The organism is Streptomyces sp. NPDC006259, from assembly GCF_042870975.1.
Lineage (GTDB): Bacteria > Actinomycetota > Actinomycetes > Streptomycetales > Streptomycetaceae > Streptomyces.
The window spans coordinates 214409-231582 of record NZ_JBIAHY010000008.1; the positions used below are offsets into that span (position 1 = coordinate 214409).

At 70.9% G+C, this 17174-nt stretch carries 18 protein-coding genes; 8 read left to right on the top strand and 10 right to left on the bottom strand.

Annotation, left to right across the window (positions count from 1 at the left end; translation table 11 throughout):
* Window positions 1-7: 7 nt before the first annotated feature.
* Both ACFYO5_RS30725 and ACFYO5_RS30730 read right to left on the bottom strand, forming a co-directional pair.
* Window positions 8-187, bottom strand: a complete 180-nt coding sequence (locus ACFYO5_RS30725) for a DUF397 domain-containing protein (protein ID WP_388714932.1) — start codon at window positions 185-187, stop codon at window positions 8-10.
* A complete protein-coding gene (locus ACFYO5_RS30730) occupies window positions 184-1053 on the bottom strand; it encodes a helix-turn-helix transcriptional regulator (protein WP_388715312.1) in 870 nt (289 codons plus the stop codon). Before ACFYO5_RS30730 ends, ACFYO5_RS30725 begins: the two co-directional genes overlap by 4 nt.
* A 176-nt stretch (window positions 1054-1229) precedes the next feature.
* Between ACFYO5_RS30730 and ACFYO5_RS30735 the strand changes: the two genes are divergently transcribed.
* From ACFYO5_RS30735 to ACFYO5_RS30745, 3 genes are all read left to right on the top strand, one after another.
* Window positions 1230-1661, top strand: a complete 432-nt coding sequence (locus ACFYO5_RS30735) for an ATP-binding protein (RefSeq protein WP_388714935.1) — start codon at window positions 1230-1232, stop codon at window positions 1659-1661.
* Between the two features lie 46 nt (window positions 1662-1707).
* Window positions 1708-1950 (top strand): hypothetical protein, encoded by a 243-nt coding sequence (locus tag ACFYO5_RS30740; protein WP_388714938.1) that lies wholly within the window; start codon window positions 1708-1710, stop codon window positions 1948-1950.
* A gap of 139 nt (window positions 1951-2089) precedes the next feature.
* On the top strand, window positions 2090-2728 hold the full coding sequence (locus ACFYO5_RS30745; protein WP_388714940.1) for a hypothetical protein: 639 nt from the start codon (window positions 2090-2092) through the stop codon (window positions 2726-2728).
* Window positions 2729-2797: 69 nt separating this feature from the next.
* Here the strand turns inward: ACFYO5_RS30745 and ACFYO5_RS30750 are convergent, their stop codons facing one another.
* Window positions 2798-4318 (bottom strand): cellulase family glycosylhydrolase, encoded by a 1521-nt coding sequence (locus tag ACFYO5_RS30750; protein WP_388714943.1) that lies wholly within the window; start codon window positions 4316-4318, stop codon window positions 2798-2800.
* A 137-nt stretch (window positions 4319-4455) separates the two neighbouring features.
* A complete protein-coding gene (locus tag ACFYO5_RS30755; protein WP_388714946.1) occupies window positions 4456-5436 on the bottom strand; it encodes a WD40 repeat domain-containing protein in 981 nt (326 codons plus the stop codon).
* Window positions 5437-5525: 89 nt separating this feature from the next.
* Here ACFYO5_RS30755 and ACFYO5_RS30760 point away from each other — a divergent pair, with 89 nt between their 5' ends.
* Both ACFYO5_RS30760 and ACFYO5_RS30765 read left to right on the top strand, forming a co-directional pair.
* Window positions 5526-6200, top strand: a complete 675-nt coding sequence (locus ACFYO5_RS30760; RefSeq protein ID WP_388714948.1) for a GDSL-type esterase/lipase family protein — start codon at window positions 5526-5528, stop codon at window positions 6198-6200.
* Window positions 6201-6484: 284 nt separating this feature from the next.
* A complete protein-coding gene (locus tag ACFYO5_RS30765; protein WP_388714951.1) occupies window positions 6485-7477 on the top strand; it encodes an aldo/keto reductase in 993 nt (330 codons plus the stop codon).
* Window positions 7478-7622: 145 nt separating this feature from the next.
* Here ACFYO5_RS30765 and thpR read toward each other — a convergent pair whose 3' ends face one another.
* From thpR to ACFYO5_RS30780, 3 genes are read right to left on the bottom strand one after another with little or no spacing between them, the layout of a single operon-like run.
* Window positions 7623-8195 carry an RNA 2',3'-cyclic phosphodiesterase gene (gene thpR / locus ACFYO5_RS30770; RefSeq protein ID WP_388714954.1) on the bottom strand — a complete coding sequence of 191 codons (573 nt, stop codon included), beginning with the start codon at window positions 8193-8195 and terminating at the stop codon, window positions 7623-7625.
* A gap of 37 nt (window positions 8196-8232) precedes the next feature.
* A complete protein-coding gene (locus ACFYO5_RS30775) occupies window positions 8233-9597 on the bottom strand; it encodes an MFS transporter (RefSeq protein ID WP_356564993.1) in 1365 nt (454 codons plus the stop codon).
* Between the two features lie 24 nt (window positions 9598-9621).
* A complete protein-coding gene (locus tag ACFYO5_RS30780; RefSeq protein ID WP_356564991.1) occupies window positions 9622-10059 on the bottom strand; it encodes a MarR family transcriptional regulator in 438 nt (145 codons plus the stop codon).
* Window positions 10060-10223: 164 nt separating this feature from the next.
* On the opposite strand from ACFYO5_RS30780, the gene ACFYO5_RS30785 reads away from it, so the two are divergent.
* Window positions 10224-10406 carry a ribbon-helix-helix protein, CopG family gene (locus ACFYO5_RS30785; RefSeq protein ID WP_356564989.1) on the top strand — a complete coding sequence of 61 codons (183 nt, stop codon included), beginning with the start codon at window positions 10224-10226 and terminating at the stop codon, window positions 10404-10406.
* A gap of 32 nt (window positions 10407-10438) precedes the next feature.
* Here ACFYO5_RS30785 and ACFYO5_RS30790 read toward each other — a convergent pair whose 3' ends face one another.
* The gene (locus ACFYO5_RS30790) at window positions 10439-11890 is read right to left on the bottom strand and encodes an NCS2 family permease (RefSeq protein WP_388714960.1); all 1452 of its coding nucleotides are present in this window, start codon (window positions 11888-11890) and stop codon (window positions 10439-10441) included.
* 150 nt (window positions 11891-12040) lie between these two features.
* Between ACFYO5_RS30790 and ACFYO5_RS30795 the strand changes: the two genes are divergently transcribed.
* Together ACFYO5_RS30795 and ACFYO5_RS30800 are read left to right on the top strand one after the other, a co-directional pair.
* Complete coding sequence (locus tag ACFYO5_RS30795; RefSeq protein WP_388714963.1) at window positions 12041-12295, top strand: DUF2530 domain-containing protein; 255 nt, start codon at window positions 12041-12043, stop codon at window positions 12293-12295.
* A 220-nt stretch (window positions 12296-12515) separates the two neighbouring features.
* Window positions 12516-14888: an HAD-IC family P-type ATPase gene (locus ACFYO5_RS30800; protein ID WP_388714966.1), complete on the top strand. Its 2373-nt coding sequence runs from the start codon at window positions 12516-12518 to the stop codon at window positions 14886-14888.
* A gap of 356 nt (window positions 14889-15244) precedes the next feature.
* On the opposite strand, the gene ACFYO5_RS30805 is transcribed toward ACFYO5_RS30800, so the two are convergent.
* A complete protein-coding gene (locus ACFYO5_RS30805) occupies window positions 15245-16042 on the bottom strand; it encodes a hypothetical protein (RefSeq protein ID WP_388714968.1) in 798 nt (265 codons plus the stop codon).
* Window positions 16043-16142: 100 nt separating this feature from the next.
* Window positions 16143-17066 (bottom strand): hypothetical protein, encoded by a 924-nt coding sequence (locus ACFYO5_RS30810; protein WP_388714971.1) that lies wholly within the window; start codon window positions 17064-17066, stop codon window positions 16143-16145.
* Window positions 17067-17174 lie beyond the last annotated feature (108 nt).

The window sequence follows — 17174 nt, forward strand, 5'->3', positions numbered from 1 at the left end:
AGTCTCCTTACGCGAACTGCCGCAGAAACGCCTGCCAGCTCTGACCGGACACAGCGATCAGCGGACCGCCCTGCCGCTTGCTGTCACGGACGGCCCGGCCGTCGTCGATTGTGGCAGCCACCTCGACGCAAGCGTTTTCCTGCCCCGAGTACGACGACTTCCGGAAGGGGCTTACAACCTCGGTCACAATGGATCTTCCTTCAAGCTCCGCAGTACGCCCCGGATGAGCTTCGCGCTCGCGTCCGGCGCCAACGCCGACGATCGTAGTAGGTCGTATGCATTGGCGTAAGTGGCAAGGTCCTCGGCGCCTTCGAGGACCGATGTGCCTCTCAGGTTGTCCATGGCGACCGCCTCGACCGTCGGCTCCTCGTCGAAGCTGAAGGAATAGAAGGCGGAGGAGTAGCCGGCCAAGAAGCCCGCGCTGAACGGCAGCACCTGCACAGTGACGTTCTTCCGCTTCCCGATCTCAAGAATCGCGGATAGCTGCTCCCGGTGGATATCGACGTTCACCAGCGGATGCGCGATGACCGCTTCCCAGAGAATGGCCGTGTACGACGCTCCACCCTCCTCGATCTTCGCCTGCCGCCCCACGCGCACCTTCACCAGTTGGGCGACCCGCTCTGAATCGATGTACTGAGGACCGCCGGCGATGACCGCCTCCGCAAAGGACGGAGTCTGTAGGAGCCCCGGGACCATGACCGGCTGCCACTCGCGGATGTACGTCGCGTCGTCCTCCAACGCGATGTGGTCGAGGTAGTCCGGCCGCAGGTGTGCCGCGTGCTCCAGCCACCAACCCCGACGCTTCGACTGGCGGGCCAACTCCTCCAGCTTCTGCCGGATTTCCGGGTCGCGGATCCCGTACGCATCGAGCATGGCCCGGATTTCGAGGGGCCGCGCGGAGACATGCCCGGTCTCTATGCGACTGACCCTGGTCTGGTGCGCCGCGATCACCTCGGCGGCCTGGACCTGGTCCATCTTCGCCGCCAGCCGATACGCCTTGAGCGCAGCCCCAAGTCGCCTGCTGCGCACGGTCGGTCGTCCACCCACGGGCATCCCTGACCCCCTCTCTGTCGCAGCCAAAGCGTAGAGCATGACGCAACCGAACATATATCCAATTGCATGTATGCACCTGAACTAGTTGCCCTCACCCCTTCTGCGCTCCTAGCCTCATGAAAGTCCAGTGATTTCAGTTCCGCGTCTTGACGACACGTCAGGAGGTACGGCACCCCATGCCCCCCACCGAAACCTTCCGCATCCCCAAGCACAGACGGCACGTCCCCCACGCCCGCCAGCGCGTACGCGAAGCCCTCGCAGGCTGGGGTGTCACCGCCCAACTCGCCGACTCCGTCGTCCTCCTGGCCAACGAACTCGTCACCAACGCCGTGACCCACTGCCGGGTCTCCGACGCACAGGTCCAGGTCACGCTCACCCTTCTCGGGGCCGAGGTGGTCCTGGAGGTCTCCGACCCCGACCGCGACCGGCTCCCCCGGCTGCACCACTCCGGCCCGGACGAGGAACGCGGACGCGGACTCGCGCTGGTCGCGGCGCTGGCCGATGCCTGGGGGTGCCGGCAGGAGCCGTACGCGAAGTGCGTGTGGGCCCGGTTGCTACCGGTGGGGGCGGACGCTGCGGGGAGGTCCCGTGTTCCGGTCGCTCTATGACGCGCTCGTCCGCCTCGTCGCCCGGCCCGCGCGCCACGCTCCGCCGATGGCGGACCTCACCCGCGAGGTGCGGGCACCCGACCCCTACGTATGGCGGCTCCCGGATCCCCGCGACGCGCGCTGGCGCCGCTGGTCCAGGCGCTCCCGCGCCACCGGCCGGTACCCGCCCTTCCCCCACGACGAACCCTGCTGGCAGACCCCGTCCCCGCCCGCGCCGCCGGCCTGGCGGACCCGCGACGACGTGGTGCGGGCGTACGTCCGCAACTGCCTCACCCCACCGGGGCATTGATTCCCTCGGCGGGCCGACGGACGCTGGTCCGGTCGGGCAAGCGGGCTGTCCGGAGCGTCAGGGGGAGGCGTCCAGCGTGTTGTATCGGGGCAAAGGACACTTCAGACGGCGCGACACCGGTCTCGTCATATTCCTGCGGGTGTTGATGTTGCTGGTCGCGGTGGCCGGGCTCGTCCTCTGCGTGGAGAGGGCCGAGCTTCGCCATCCGGCCGTCGTGGCCTACAAGAACGCCCCCGCGTGCCCCGTCGGCACACCGTGGGAGTCGGCCAAGGACTGCGTCGCCCGGACCGCGGGCGAGGTCACGGGCAAGGGCACCAGCGAGTCGTGCACCACGGACAGCCACGGGCTCAGTTCGTGCACCACCCACTACAGCGTGAGGGTCCGGTTCGGCGGGCGCGCGCAGTCCCTGGCCGTCGGCAAGAACACCTACGACGGGGCGGACCGGGGCGACCGGGCGGAGCTGCGTCTGTGGCACGGCGAGGTGGTGCGGATGGTCGTCGGGGGACACGTCGAGAGCTATCTGACCTCCTCGGAGTGGGCGCTCGCGGGGTGGCTGATCCTCGGGTGGGCCCTGGCGGCGACCGCCTGGCTGGCCCTGTTCGGGCTGTGGCTGTACCCGCTGCTGGCCGGCTGGCTCGTGCTGGCCGTGCCGTATCTGGCGGTCGCCTACAACCAGCTCGGGCTCAACCCGATGGGCGTGGTCGGCTGGAGCGTCACGGGCCTGTGCACCGTGGCGGGCGGGTGGATCGCCGTCCACCTGTTCAGGACCACGGTCTGACCGGCGCGGCCCGGCGGCCGGGAGGGGTGCCCGGCCACCCCCGGACACCCCCGCCTACGGCCGCACGGCTCACGCCGCCGTGCAGCTCACCGTCGGCACACCCCCGCCCCCGGGCGTCCCGCCGAAGCCGAAGCTCGCCGAACCGCCGGCCGGGAGGCTTCCGTTGTGGGCGGCGTTCGTGGCGGTGACCGTCGAGCCGCTCTGGGCGTACGACGCGTTCCACATGCTGGTGACCTTCTGCGCACCGGGCCAGGTCCACGTCACCTTCCAGGAACCGATCGCCGTGGACCCGGTGTTGGTGACCTTGACGTCGGCGTTGAAACCGCCGCCCCAGTCGCTGCTCACCGTGTACGCGGCGGTGCAGGCGGCCGTGCCCCCGCCCGGGTCGCCCGGGTCGCCCGGACCGCCGCCCCCGGCCGGGAAGCCCGGCGCCTTGACGCTCGTCAGGTAGCCGTCCTTGACCGTGTCGATGGTCTGCCAGTCGTCCTTCAGGATCCCGCCGGTGTCACCGGAGTTGGGGTTCCAGGACCAGAACGTCCAGTGGAAGGAGTCCGCGCCGTACGTCGACGTCGGCCGCAGATAGCTCACCAACGCCGACAGCCACTTCTGGTCCACCGTCGACTGGAGGGTGGTGCCGAACTCGCCCACCCACACGGGGGCGATGTTCTGCTTGAAGATGTAGCCCCAGTACTTGTCCCAGATGCCCGGCATGTTCGCCGGGAAGGCCGGGTCGCTGAACCAGCTCTGCTGGGCCACGCTGGTCGCGTAGTCGTGGGCGGAGTAGACGACCCGGTTCGGCACGTCGAGCTGCACGGGGTACTGGGCGACGCCCATCAGGTTGCCGCCCCACCAGCCGGAGACCCCGTTGAAGGTCTGCACGCCCTCCACGAAGATCAGCAGGTTCGGGTTGACGGACAGGACGGCGTTCCCGGCGCGCTGTGCGGCGAGCCGCCAGTCCTTCGTGGTGTCGCCGCAGCCCCAGCAGGCGGGATCGTGCGGCTCGTTGTGCAGGTCGATGCCCACGACGGTGGGGTTGCCGGCGTATCGGCTCGCCAGGGACTTGAGGTTGGCGATCCACGTCGACTCCGGGACCGCCGAGGTGTACCAGAGCGCCGACTGGCCGGCCCCGTCCGGGCGGTGCCGGTCGAGGATGACCTTGATGCCGTCCTGGCCGGCGTATCCGACGATCTTGTCCAGGACCTGGAGGGAGGTGAGTCCTTGCAGGTCGGCGTTCTTGCCGGCGGAGAAGTCGATACTGGCGGGAAGGGCGCCGGGCTTGAGGATGTCGTCGCTGAAGGGGATCCGGAGGGTGTTGTATCCGGTCGACCTGATCTGGTCGATCATGCTCTTGTAGTCGCGGGACCAGAGGCCGTGGACGACGTTGTTGGAGGTCTCGAAGCCGAACCAGTTGATGCCGGCGACGCGGACGGGCTGCCCGGACGCGTCCAGGATCTGCCGGCCGCTGGTGTGCCAGTACCCGGCTCCTCCGGCCTCCGCGGCGTGCGCCGACGGGGCCGTGGCCAGGGGGATCAGCGGTAGCAGGAGTGCGGCGGCGGCCGCGCACAGCGCTCTGCGCAAGGTGCGGAACATGTCGCTGCTTCCTCTCGGGGGCGCGGACCGGAACAAGTGGGAGCGCTCCCACTTCCGCACCTCCATGGAAAGAGGGATCACATGGACACGTCAAGATGGCTGACGTCACCTGGTGCACTTCGACCGCCGCGGCCGCCTCAGCGTCGACGCCGCAGCCGGCCGAAGCCGAACAGGGCGAGGCAGACGAGCACCACCGCGACCGCGCCCGCCTTCACGCTCCCGCCCGCCCCGGCACCACCGCCCTCGTCCGCGCCCGAGGCGGCCGAACCCCCGCCCCCGGACGGCGAGTCGGACGCCGTGTCGCCGGGCGCGTCCTCCGCCCGCACCTCGCTCCCGGCGCCCTCGGTGCCGTACATCAGCTTCGAGCCGTCGGCGGAGAAGGTGACGGACTCGCCCTGCCGCTGCAACGGCACGTCGAGCCGGCCGAGCCGCTTGGGGACGCCGCCGTTCCAGTCGTAGTCGATGCCGCCGAAGTAGCCCCGTACGGCGAGCCGTCGGCCGTCCGCGGAGAGGGCGGCGTCGGTGGCCCACAGGTCGATGGGCGCGACGGGCCGGAAGACGTTCTTCCCGGTGGCGGAGAGCTTGGCCGGACCCTCGTACAGGTGGCCGCCGTCCTCCTTCTTGTCGACGATGTACACGCGCCCCGTCCTCGGGTGGACAAGCAGCGACTCGGCGTCCCGGGCGCCGTCGGAGTACGTCACGACGTACTGCGTGGCGCGCACGGTCGCGTCCTTCAGCACCTTCGGCTCGGGCAGCTCGTAGATCCACACGTACGGCCAGGTGCCGCCGAGGTTGTCGCCGATGTCGCCGACGTAGAGGCGGTTGCCGGGGCCGACGGAGATCGCCTCGACGTCGCGCGGGGTGCCGATGCCGGTGAGGGTGAGGCGGGCCACCGTCTTCCCCGTGGAGCCGTCGACGGCGTAGAGGTAGGGGCCGTCGTCGCTGTCGTTGTGCGTCCAGTAGACGCCGGGGTGCAGCCGGGAGGCGGCCAGACCGCTCGACTCGGTGATCCTCGGGTCCTCGATCGTGAAGCTCTTGTCGCCGTCGGCGGCGGAGGCCGGCGCGGCGAGCGCACCCACGAGCAGGGCCCCGGCAAGCAGGGCGAACGGTCGGCACATGGCCCCAAGCCTGCCATCCCGCCCGCCTGTTCCGGGCTGGTGGTCCGACTCACATCCCACGCGCCACTCCCATCCCTCATGATGAGCGGATGCTCAGGATCATGCCCGTCGGCGATTCGATGACGATCGGCAGCGCGGGCGAGCACACCTGGCGCCACCGCGTGTGGCGGCACCTGTGCGCGACGTACGGCGGCCCGGTCACGCTCGTCGGCCCCCGCGAGACCATGTACGACAAGGCGGCGGACGCCCCCACCTCGTACGCCTACGCCGATCCCGACTTCCCCCGGCACCACCTGGCCGGCTGGGGCGAGGGCTGGCTGCACATGGCACCGCTCGTCGGCGACGCGGTCCGCGGCTGCCGGGCGGACATCCTGCTCGTCTCCCTCGGCCTGATAGACCTCGGCTTCTACACCAACGCCGAACAGACGGCGGAGAACGTCCGCGGCTTCGTGGCACAGGCGCGGACGGCGAACCCCCGGATCGGCATGGTCCTCCTGCCGGTGATCCCCAACATCCGCGCCGCGACCGACGAGCCGTTCGGCGCCCAGGTCGCCCACTTCAACGAACTCCTGGCGAAGACCGTCGCCGACCTGGACGAACCGGCCTCCCCCATCCTCCTGGCCTCGACCCCGCCGGCCTGGGACATCGACGCCCACACCTATGACGGCACCCATCCCAACGCGCACGGCGAACACCGACTGGCCGGCGCCTTCGCCGAGGCGCTGCACCAGGGGTGGGGGCTGGGCGGGACTTACCGGGCCTGAAGCCGGCGCCCGCCTTCTGGCACATGCGCGCCGCCGTGTGTCCTGGTCACGGTGCGTATCGTGGTCCTACGCGGCCGCACCCGTGCGTGGGGGCAGCCGTGGAGGAGCGCCAGATGACCATCCTGGAAGACAGTCCCGTAGTCGACCCGTAGCTCGCACTGGTAGCCGCCGTCCTTGGGCTGGGTGTAGACGGTGCACCTGCCCAGGTAGGGATCGGCGATGAGGGACAAAACTGACCGCCCGCCCTTGCATCGAGCGCACTCGAAGCCGTTGGCTTGTGCTTCATGAAGTACACGCAGCTGGGACGCACCGGACTCAAGGTCAGCCGACTGGTCCTCGGGACCATGAACTTCGGACCGCAGACAGACGAAGCCACCAGCCACACCATCATGGACGCGGCACTGGACGCGGGGATCAACTTCTTCGACACCGCGAACGTGTACGGCTGGGGTGAGAACAAGGGCCGTACCGAGGAGATCATCGGGAACTGGTTCGCGCAGGGCGGCGAGCGGCGCGACAAGGTCGTGCTCGCCACCAAGGTGTACGGCGACATGGCCGCCGGCGGCGACGTGTGGCCCAACCACGACAAGCTCTCCGCGCTGAACATCCGGCGGGCGGTGGACGCGTCGCTGAAGCGGCTCCGGACCGACCACATCGACGTCTACCAGTTCCACCACGTCGACCGGAACACTCCCTTCGAGGAGATCTGGCAGGCCGTCGACGTCCTCGTGCAGCAGGGCAAGATCCTCTACGTCGGGTCCAGCAACTTCCCCGGCTACAAGATCGCCCAGGCCAACGAGATCGCCGCCCGGCGCGGCGGCACCATCGGCCTCGTCAGCGAGCAGTGCCTCTACAACCTGGCCGAGCGGCGCGCCGAGATGGAGGTCATCCCGGCCGCGCAGGAGTACGGCCTCGGGGTGATCCCCTGGTCGCCGCTGCACGGCGGGCTGCTGGGCGGGGTCATCAAGAAGGAGGTCGAGGGCGGGCGCCGGGCGAGCGGCCGGGCCGCCGACACCCTCGCGGACGCCGGCTCGCGCGCGCAGATCCAGGCGTACGAGGACCTGCTGGAGAAGCACGGTCTGGAGCCCGGCGAGGTCGCGCTGGCCTGGCTGCTCACCCGGCCCGGCGTGACCGGGCCGATCGTCGGCCCGCGCACGGCCGAGCAGCTCGCGTCCGCCGTGCGCGCGGTCGAGCTGGAGCTGGGCGAGGAGCTGCTGGCGGGCCTGGACGAGGTGTTCCCCGGTCCGGGCCCGTCCCCGGAGGCCTTCGCCTGGTAGCGGGTAGCCTGCGGCGGGGCGTACGCCAGCGGTGTGCGGCGGTCGGTCACCTTCCGATCGCCGCCGCCACCGCGACCAGAGCGAACATCAGTACGAGCGCACCGGCCATGATCCGGTTCCGGGTCTTCGGGTCCACCCTTCGAGCCTAACCGGCCCCGCCGAGCGCCCAGCGGCCGACCGGCTGGTAGCGCGGCCGCTCCCCCGGCACCCCGGACCTCGGCAGGTCGCTGCGCACGAGCAGCAGCTCCCGTACGGTCCACTCCCGGCCGGCGAAGGCGTGCAGCGAGTCGACGTACGGCCGGGCGTCGACGGCGTCGCGGCTGCGGGCCACCGTCAGGTGGGCCCGGTAGCGGCGGTGCTCCCCGAGGTCCAGGCCCGCCTTGCGGCCCGCCGCCTCCGCCCGGTCGGCCAGCAGCCGCAGCGTCGCCGTCCCGCCCGCCGTCCCGGTCCACAGGGCCCGGCCGTGCCCGAACTGCCCGCCGCCGCGCAGGGCCAGCGTGAAGGGGGCCGTGCGCCGCGCGGCCCGCTCCAGCCGTGCCGACAGCTCCGGTACGGCCTCCTCGGCCACCTCGCCGTAGAAGGCGAGCGTGAGGTGCCAGCCCGGGCGGTCGGTCCAGCGCAGCCGGTCCGCGCCGGGCAGCTCCCTCAACGCGGCGACCTCGGTGGCGAGTTCGCCGGTCACCTCCTGCGGGGGCAGCACGGCGGCGAAGAGTCTCATGGGGCCAGTGTGCCCTCCGTCGCCGGCCCCGAGCCGGTCATGCCACGGCCGCCAGCTCCTTCCGCCGCTCGCGCGGCACGAACCGCACGGTCGGGTGGCCGTGGCACCAGCCGACCGAGAGGCGCAGGCCGCCGACGCGGGCCAGGACCAGGCCGATGACCACCGCCGCGAGCGCGGAGACGGCGCCGCCCGCCGCCAGGCCCGCCCGGACGCCGTACACGTCGGTGATCCAGCCGGCGATCGGGGCGCCGACCGGGGAGCCGCCGAGGAAGACCATCATGTAGAGGGCCATGACGCGGCCGCGCATGGCCGGGTCGGTGCCCATCTGGATGGTGGTGTTGGCGGTGACGTTGACCGTCATGCCGAACATGCCGATCGGCGCCATGAGCAGGGCGAACAGCCACAGGGACGGGGCGACGGCCGCGACCAGCTCCATCACGCCGAACGCCACCGCCGCCGCGATCAGCACCCGCATCCGGGAGGTTCCGCGGCGGGCCGCGAGCAGCGCGCCGACCAGGGAGCCGACGGCCATCAGGGTGTTGAAGAGGCTGTAGGAGCCGGCGCCCGCGTGGAAGACGTCGTCGGCGAAGGCGGAGAGGTAGACGGGGAAGTTGAAGCCGAAGGTGCCGACGAAGCCGACCAGGACGATGGTCCAGGTCAGGTCCGGGCGGCCGGCGACATAGCGCAGGCCCTCGCGCAGCTGGCCCCTGGCGCGCGGCGCGCGCTCGACGGCGTGCAGTTCGCGGGAGCGCATCAGCAGCAGGCCGGCGATGGGCGCGACGAAGGACAGGCCGTTGGCGAGGAACGCCCAGCCGGTGCCCACTCCGGTGATCATCAGGCCGGCGACGGCCGGGCCGACGAGGCGGGCCGACTGGAAGTTGGCGGAGTTGAGGCTGACGGCGTTCTGGAGCTGGTCCGGGCCGACCATCTCGGAGACGAAGGACTGGCGGGCCGGATTGTCCAGGACGGTCGCGAGCCCGACGGCCAGGGCGGCGACGTAGACGTGCCAGATCTCGACGTGTCCGGAGAGGGTGAGCAGGGCGAGCGCGATCCCGGTGACGGCCATGGCCATCTGGGTGAACAGGAGGGTGCGGCGCTTGGACAGACGGTCGACGAGGACGCCGCCGTAGAGGCCGAACAGGAGCATCGGCAGGAACTGGAGGGCCGTGGTGATGCCGACGGCGGTGGCGGAGCCGGTGAGGCTGAGCACCAGCCAGTCCTGGGCGATGCGCTGCATCCAGGTGCCGATGTTGGACACGACCTGCCCGGCGAAGAACAGGCGGTAGTTCCTGATCCCCAGAGAGCTGAACATCGAGGAACCGCGGGTGCCCCCGGACGGGCCGGGGGGAGATTCGTGGGTTGCCGGTGCGGGGGCGGAGTCTGCTCCGGGTCCCGAACTCAAAAGGGTCGCCTCCTCGTGAAGTGCCTACAGATGCGCGAGCTTCTCCAGCACGGGGGCGGCGGCGCGCAGTTTCGCCCACTCGTCCTCGTCGAGACCGTCGACCAGGGTGGCCAGGAAGGCGTTCCGCTTGACGCGGCTCTCCGCGAGCATGGCCTCGGCCTGCTCGGTCTTCGTGACGACCTTCTGGCGGCGGTCCTCCGGATGCGGCTCCAGCCGGACCAGGCCCTTGGCCTCCAGGAGCGCCACGATGCGGGTCATCGACGGCGGCTGCACGTGTTCCTTGCGGGCCAGCTCACCGGGGGTGGCGCTGCCGCACAGGGAGAGGGTGCCGAGCACCGACATCTCGGTGGGGCTCAGCGACTCGTCGACGCGCTGGTGCTTGAGCCGACGGGACAGCCGCATGACGGCGGAGCGCAGGGAGTTCACGGCGGCAGCGTCGTCGCCATGGTTGAGGTCCGGCATGTATTTAGAGTAACTCATTACTCTCGCTAAGGACCAACTCGCGGGCGCGCTGTTCCCGTGACGCGCGCCACTGAACCGCCGGACCACCTGAATATCACTCGTACGGGTGGTGCGAGCGCGGAACGTCACCCACGGGCCATGACCGTGCCGCGACCCTCGTAGCCATGGGGACCGATGTGCTCAGCCTGCGAATAGACCACGAACTGCTCGAACGGCTCCGGCACCATGCCGCCAAAAGAGGAATGAGCGTCCAGGACTATGTCGTCCAGACGCTCATTCGCGACGACTTCGACGAGCGGTTCCAGACCGCCGTCGAGGAGACGGAGAGGTTCTACGGCCTCACGTGAGCGCGCGACGCGGCTCCCGCGGGGCCCGCGGCTCAGGTCAGGCCCAGGGCCGGCATCAGGTAGTAGAAGGCGAACACGGCGGAGACCACGTACATGGGGACCGGGACCTCCCGGCCGCGGCCGGCCGCCAGGCGCAGCACCGCGAAGGTGATGAAGCCCATGCCGATGCCGTTGGTGATCGAGTAGGTGAACGGCATCATCACCATCGTGATGAAGGCCGGGATCGCGATGGTGTGGTCGGCCCAGTCGATCTCCTTGACCGAGCCGGCCAGGATCAGGAAGCCCACCGCGAGCAGGGCCGGGGTGGCCGCCTGGGAGGGGACCATCGTGGCGACCGGGGTGAGGAACAGCGCGACGGCGAAGAGACCGCCGGTGACGATGTTCGCGAAGCCGGTGCGGGCGCCCTCGCCGACGCCCGCCGTGGACTCCACGAAGGCGGTGGTGGCGGAGGAGGAGCTGGCGCCACCGGCGGCCACGGCGAGACCGTCGACGAAGAGGACCTTGTTGATGCCGGGCATCTGGCCCTGCGCGTCGGTGAGCCTGGCCTCGTCGCTGACCCCCATGATCGTGCCCATCGCGTCGAAGAAGCACGACAGCAGCACGGTGAAGACGAAGAGGACGCCGGTCAGTACGCCGACCTTGTCGAAGCCGCCGAAGAGGCTGACCTCGCCGATGAGCCCGAAGTCCGGGGTGGCGACCGGGTTGCCGGGCCACTGCGGGGTGGTCAGGCCCCAGGTCGGGACGGTGGCGACGGCGTCGACGACCAGCGCCAGGGCGGTCATCGCGACGATCGAGATGAGGATCGCGCCGGGCACCTTGCGGACGATGAGCGCGAGCGTCAGCAGCGCGCCGAGGACGAAGACGAGAACCGGCCAGCCGTTGAGATGACCGTCGCCGCCGAGCTGGAGCGGCACGGTGGTGTGGGCCACGTCCGGGATCCGGGTGACGAACCCGGAGTCGACCAGGCCGATCAGCATGATGAACAGGCCGATGCCGATGCTGATGGCCTTGCGCAGGCCGAAGGGCACGGCGTTCATGACGCGCTCGCGCAGGCCGGTCGCCACCAGCAGCATGACCACGAGACCGGCGAGGACGACCATGCCCATCGCGTCCGGCCAGGCCATCCGGGGAGCGAGCTGGAGCGCGACGACGGAGTTGACGCCGAGACCGGCGGCCAGGGCGATGGGCACGTTGCCGATGACGCCCATCAGCAGCGTCGTGAACGCGGCCGTGACACAGGTGGCGGTGACGAGCTGGCCGTTGTCGAGCTGGTGCCCGTACATGTCCTTCGCGCTGCCGAGGATGATCGGGTTCAGCACGATGATGTACGCCATCGCGAAGAAGGTGGCGAAACCGCCCCTGATCTCGCGGGGCAGGGTGCTGCCCCGCTCGGAGACGCGGAAGAAGCGGTCGAGCGCGCCGTACGCGGGCGTGCCGCCCGGTTCTCCGGGCGCGGGAACCTTGGCGGGAGCCGAGGTGGACATGGGGAACCTCATCACCGGCGGACATCCCCCATGCCGCTTTGGTGCTTTCTACGAAAGAATATGGTCACAGGCAAACCGTTTCAGTATGAACGCATAAATCGGGGAGCACCATCTCCGCGCGTAGAACTGATCGCCTCGTAGGCTGTCCCCATGGCGAAGTGGACCCCCAAGCACGAGGCGCCGGAGCCCCTGGAGGGCCCCGTGGTCGCCACCATCACCGGCGGCACGATCCTCTGGTTCGCCCTCTTCCTCCTCCAGCTGCCCTTCTACGGCTGGTACGACGACCACGGCCGGCTGTGGTGGCTGTGGACCTGCCTCGCGGGCGGCGGCCTCGGATTCATCGGCATTTGGTACGTCCGCAGGCGGGACAGGGCGATCAAGCGGGGCGCCGCCGAGGAGGACTGAGGGCGGTCCCGGCTGGTCCGCGCCGTCCCGTCGTCCACGCCGTCCCGTGCGCCGCGCCGTCCCGTCATCCCCGCCGTCCCGTGCGCCGCGTCCGCCGGGGTTCACGGGAGGAACCCCCAAGGGTCCGCGTAGTACCGCCGCACGACGGCCGTCCTCCCCAGGTCGGATCTTCCGGACCTCCGGCGGGTGAACGACCCCCTCGGCACGTACCGTCGATTCCATGACCCATACCGACGCCGCCGCCACCGCCACGGCCCCCACGGCGACCGGGCTCACCACCGCCGAGGTCGCCGAGCGCGTGGCGCGCGGTCAGGTCAACGACATACCCGTCCGCAGCAGCCGCTCGGTCGGCGAGATCGTCCGGGCGAACGTCTTCACCCGGTTCAACGCCATCATCGGCGTCCTCTGGGTCGTCATGCTGTTCGTCGCGCCGATGCAGGACAACCTCTTCGGGTACGTGATCCTCGCCAACACCGGCATCGGCATCGTCCAGGAGTGGCGGGCGAAGAAGACCCTCGACTCCCTCGCCGTCGTCGGCGAGGCGCGCCCGACCGTCCGGCGCGACGGTGCCGCCGTCGCGGTCGCCACCTCCTCCCTCGTCCTGGACGACCTCATCGAGATCGGCCCCGGCGACAAGATCGTGGTGGACGGGGTGTGCGTCGAGGCCGACGGCCTGGAGATCGACGAGTCGCTGCTCACCGGCGAGGCGGACCCCGTCGTCAAACACCCCGGCGAACAGGTGATGTCCGGCAGCTTCGTGGTGGCCGGCGGCGGCGCCTTCCGGGCCACCAAGGTCGGGCGCGAGGCCTACGCCGCCCAGCTCGCCGAGGAGGCGTCCCGCTTCACCCTCGTCCACTCCGAGCTGCGCACCGGCATCTCCACGATCCTCAAGTACGTGACGTGGATGATGGTCCCGGCCGCGATCGGCCTGGTCGTCACCCAGCTGTTCGTCAAGGACAACGACCTCAAGGACTCGATCGCGAGAACCGTCGGCGGGATCGTGCCGATGGTTCCCGAGGGTCTGGTCCTGCTGACCTCCGTCGCCTTCGCCATCGGCGTCGTCCGGCTCGGCCGTCAACAGTGCCTCGTCCAGGAACTGCCGGCCATCGAGGGCCTCGCCCGCGTGGACACCGTCTGCCTGGACAAGACCGGCACCCTCACCGAGGGCGGCATGGACGTCACCGAGGTCCGCGCCCTCGACGGCAGCGACGCCGCCCACGTGCGCGAGGTGCTCGGCGCGCTCGGCGCGTCCGATCCGCGGCCCAACGCCTCCCTCCAGGCGATCATCGACGCCTACCCGAGCGCCGGGGACTGGCGCCGCACCGCGGCCCTGCCCTTCTCCTCCGCCCGCAAGTACAGCGGCGCCGCCTTCAGCGACGGCGACGGCGAGAGCAGTACCTGGCTGCTCGGCGCCCCCGACGTCCTCCTCGCCGCCGACGACCCCGCCCTCGCCGAGACCGAACGGCTCAACGAGCAGGGCCTGCGCGTGCTGCTGCTCGCCCGCGCCGTGCGCGACCTCGCCGACCCCGAGGTGGCCCGCGGCGCCCACGCCACCGCCCTGGTCGTCCTGGACCAGCGACTGCGCCCCGACGCGGCCGACACCCTGCGCTACTTCGCCGAACAGGACGTCCGCGCCAAGGTCGTCTCCGGCGACAACGCGGTGTCCGTGGGCGCCGTCGCCGCCAAGCTGGGCCTGGACGGCCGTACGGTGGACGCGCGCCGGCTGCCCGCCGACCCGGAGTCGATGGCCGCGGCGCTCGACGAGGGCACGGTGTTCGGACGGGTCACCCCGCAACAGAAGCGGGACATGGTCGGCGCCCTCCAGTCACGCGGGCACACCGTCGCGATGACCGGCGACGGCGTCAACGACGTCCTCGCGCTGAAGGACGCGGACATCGGCGTGGCGATGGGATCGGGCTCGGAGGCCACGCGGGCGGTCGCCCAGATCGTGCTGCTGAACAACAGCTTCGCCACACTGCCGTCGGTGGTGGCGGAGGGCCGGCGGGTCATCGGCAACATCACCCGGGTGGCCACGCTGTTCCTGGTGAAGACCGTGTACTCGGTGCTGCTGGCGCTGCTGGTGGTGTGCTGGCAGGTGGAGTACCCGTTCCTGCCCCGCCATCTCACCCTGCTGTCGACGCTGACCATCGGCGTCCCGGCGTTCTTCCTCGCCCTCGCCCCCAACAGGGAACGCGCGCGGCCCCACTTCGTACGGCGGGTGATGCGGTACTCCGTCCCGGGCGGGGTGCTGGCCGGGGCGGCGACCTTCGTGACCTACCTGATCGCCCGTCACCACTACACCGGGGACGGCGCGTTGGAGGCCGAGACCAGCGCGGCGACGCTGACCCTGTTCCTGATCTCGATGTGGGTGCTGGCCATCATCGCCCGGCCCTACACCTGGTGGCGGGTCCTGCTCGTGGCGTCCATGGGAGCGGCCTTCGTGCTCGTGCTGGCGGTCCCGTGGCTCCAGGACTTCTTCGCGCTCAAGCTGGTCGGGATGACGATGCCGTGGATCGCGGTGGGCGTCGCGGCGGTCGCGTCGGCCGTCCTGGAACTCCTGTGGAGAGGGGTCGACCGCCGCGCGGCCGCCTAGCGCTCGGTGGGTGCCCGGGAGGCCGGGGTGCTCGGCCGACCGCGGGCGTGTCGCCGACCGCGGGCGTGTCGCCGGCCGCGGGCGCGTCGCCGGCCGCGGGCGCGTCGCCGGCCGCGGGCGCGTCGCCGGCCGCGGGCGCGTCGCCGGCCGCGCGGTCCCCCGCGCGGCCCTGGCGGGATCACCGCCGTTCGTCACCGCACGCGGCCGAGGCCGTCCGCCGCGCCGGCCGGCGCCCGTACCGACGACCACGGGAAAGGCCGGGTCCCCCGCGGGCTGCGGGGGACCCGGCCTTCACGAGCGGTCCGCTGTCACCGGTTGCGCCCTGTCACCAGGGGTCCGCGAGGGGTCCGGTGACGTCAGCGCACGTCGATGAAGTCACCGGCGGCGGTGGCCGCCGGGGTGGTCGAGGTGCCCGCGAAGGTGAAGCGGAAGTAGCCGTCCACGGTCGCCTTGACGGTCGTCCTCAGGGCGCCCGTCGTGGTCGTCTTGATGGTCTTGACCGTGGTGTAGGCGCTGGCGCCCTTCTTGCGGAACTGGAGCTTCACCGGCTGGGTGGAGTACCCGGCGTAGGTGTTGCTGTCCCAGTTGGCGCGGGAGAGCTTGCCCGTGACCGTGATGGTCTTGCCCTTCTTCACCGGCTCGGGGGCGGCGTTGGCCGTGAGCTTCGAGGCGCGCAGCACCTTGACGGTACCGAAGCCGCCCTTGGCGGTGACGCCGCTGTCGCCGATGGCGACGGCGCCGATGTTCCAGGTGCCGGCGTCCGAGTTGACCAGGTCGTCGAAGTCGTCGGACTTGGCCGGCCGGAACTGGATCGTGGCCTTGCACTTCAGGACCGTGGAGGAGGCCGCCGTGCAGGTGCCGGGGTTGTCGCCGGCGAGCAGCCGGTTCTCGACGTTCACCGTGCTGCCGCGGTAGAGGACGGGGCCGCTGACGAAGGAGGCGGCGCTGAGGTTCGCGGGCTTGGTCACCGTGTAGCTCGCGGAGACCGTGACCTTCGCGGTGGGGCCGACGACGACGGCCTTGCTGTTGACCTTCACGTTGGAGAGGGTGACCGCCGGACCGGCCGGCGCGGCCTGCGCGGCCGGCACGGCGAGGGCGGAGAGGGCGACGGCGCCGATGACGGCGGCGACGGTGGTGGTGGCGCGTACGCGCATGAAGGTTCCTCGGAGAACGTAGGAGTGTGGGAGTGGGCGCGGCGGAGGCCGGCTCCCCGACCGATGCGGGGCCGGGCCCCGCCCCGCGGGGTCGGTGGCGTCAGCGCACGTCGACGAAGTCACCGGCGGCGGTGGCCGCCGGGGTCGTCGAGGTGCCCGCGAAGCTGTAGCGGAAGTAGCCGTCCACGGTCGCCTTGACGGTCGTCCTCAAGGTGCCGGTCGTGGTCGTCCTGATGGTCCTGACCGTGGTGTAGGTGCTGCTGCCCTTCTTGCGGAACTGCAGCTTCACCGGCTGGGTGGAGTAACCGTGGTACTGGTTGTCCTCCCAGTTGGCGCGGGAGAGCTTGCCCGTGACGGTGAGGGTCTTGCCCTTCTTCACCGGCTCGGGGGCGGCGTCGACGGTCAGCCTGGAGGCGCGCTGGAGCTTGACGAGCGCCAGGGCGTCGCCCTCCGCGTAGCCGACCTTGCTCCAGTCGACGCTGTCGTCGGAGTAGGGGTGCTGGTCGTTCCAGTCGAACGCGTACCCCAGCGCCTTGAAGGTGGTGGCGTCGGAGTTCAGCAGGTCCCCCTCGAGGGGACGGATGTCGACGGTGCTCCTGCAGGTGGCCACCGTCGCGGAGACGTCGACGCAGCTCGGCCGGTAGTCGCCCCACACGGTGTTGCTGGGGCTCGTGAGCGACCCGCGGTACAGGAGCACGTCGAACTCGACGTCCTCAGCGCTCAGGTCGATGTCCGCGGCGTGCGTGACCCGGAACGACACGGGGGCCGTCACCTTGCCGGTGGTCCCGACGACGATCGGCCTGCCGTTGTTGACCTTCACGCCGGAGAACGCCAGGTCCAGGGCGTAGGGGGCGGCCGCGGTGGTCGAACCGGTGAACGCGGTCCGGCCGGAGGCGGCGCGGTGCGCGGCCTGGAAGAGGTCGGCCTTGCCCGGCGCCGGCTCGACGGCGCCGGCGGCCGGAACGGCGAGCGCGGAGAGGGCCAGGGCGCCGGAGACGGCGGCCACGGTGGCGCGGATGCGCATGCATTCCCCTCGATGGAGAAAGGGGCCCTGGCGGGCGTCGTTCCTACAGCTCGTCTTCGCTCAGGGCCCAAGTGATCGCGGAGCCTGTTGGCTCATCCGATCAGATGC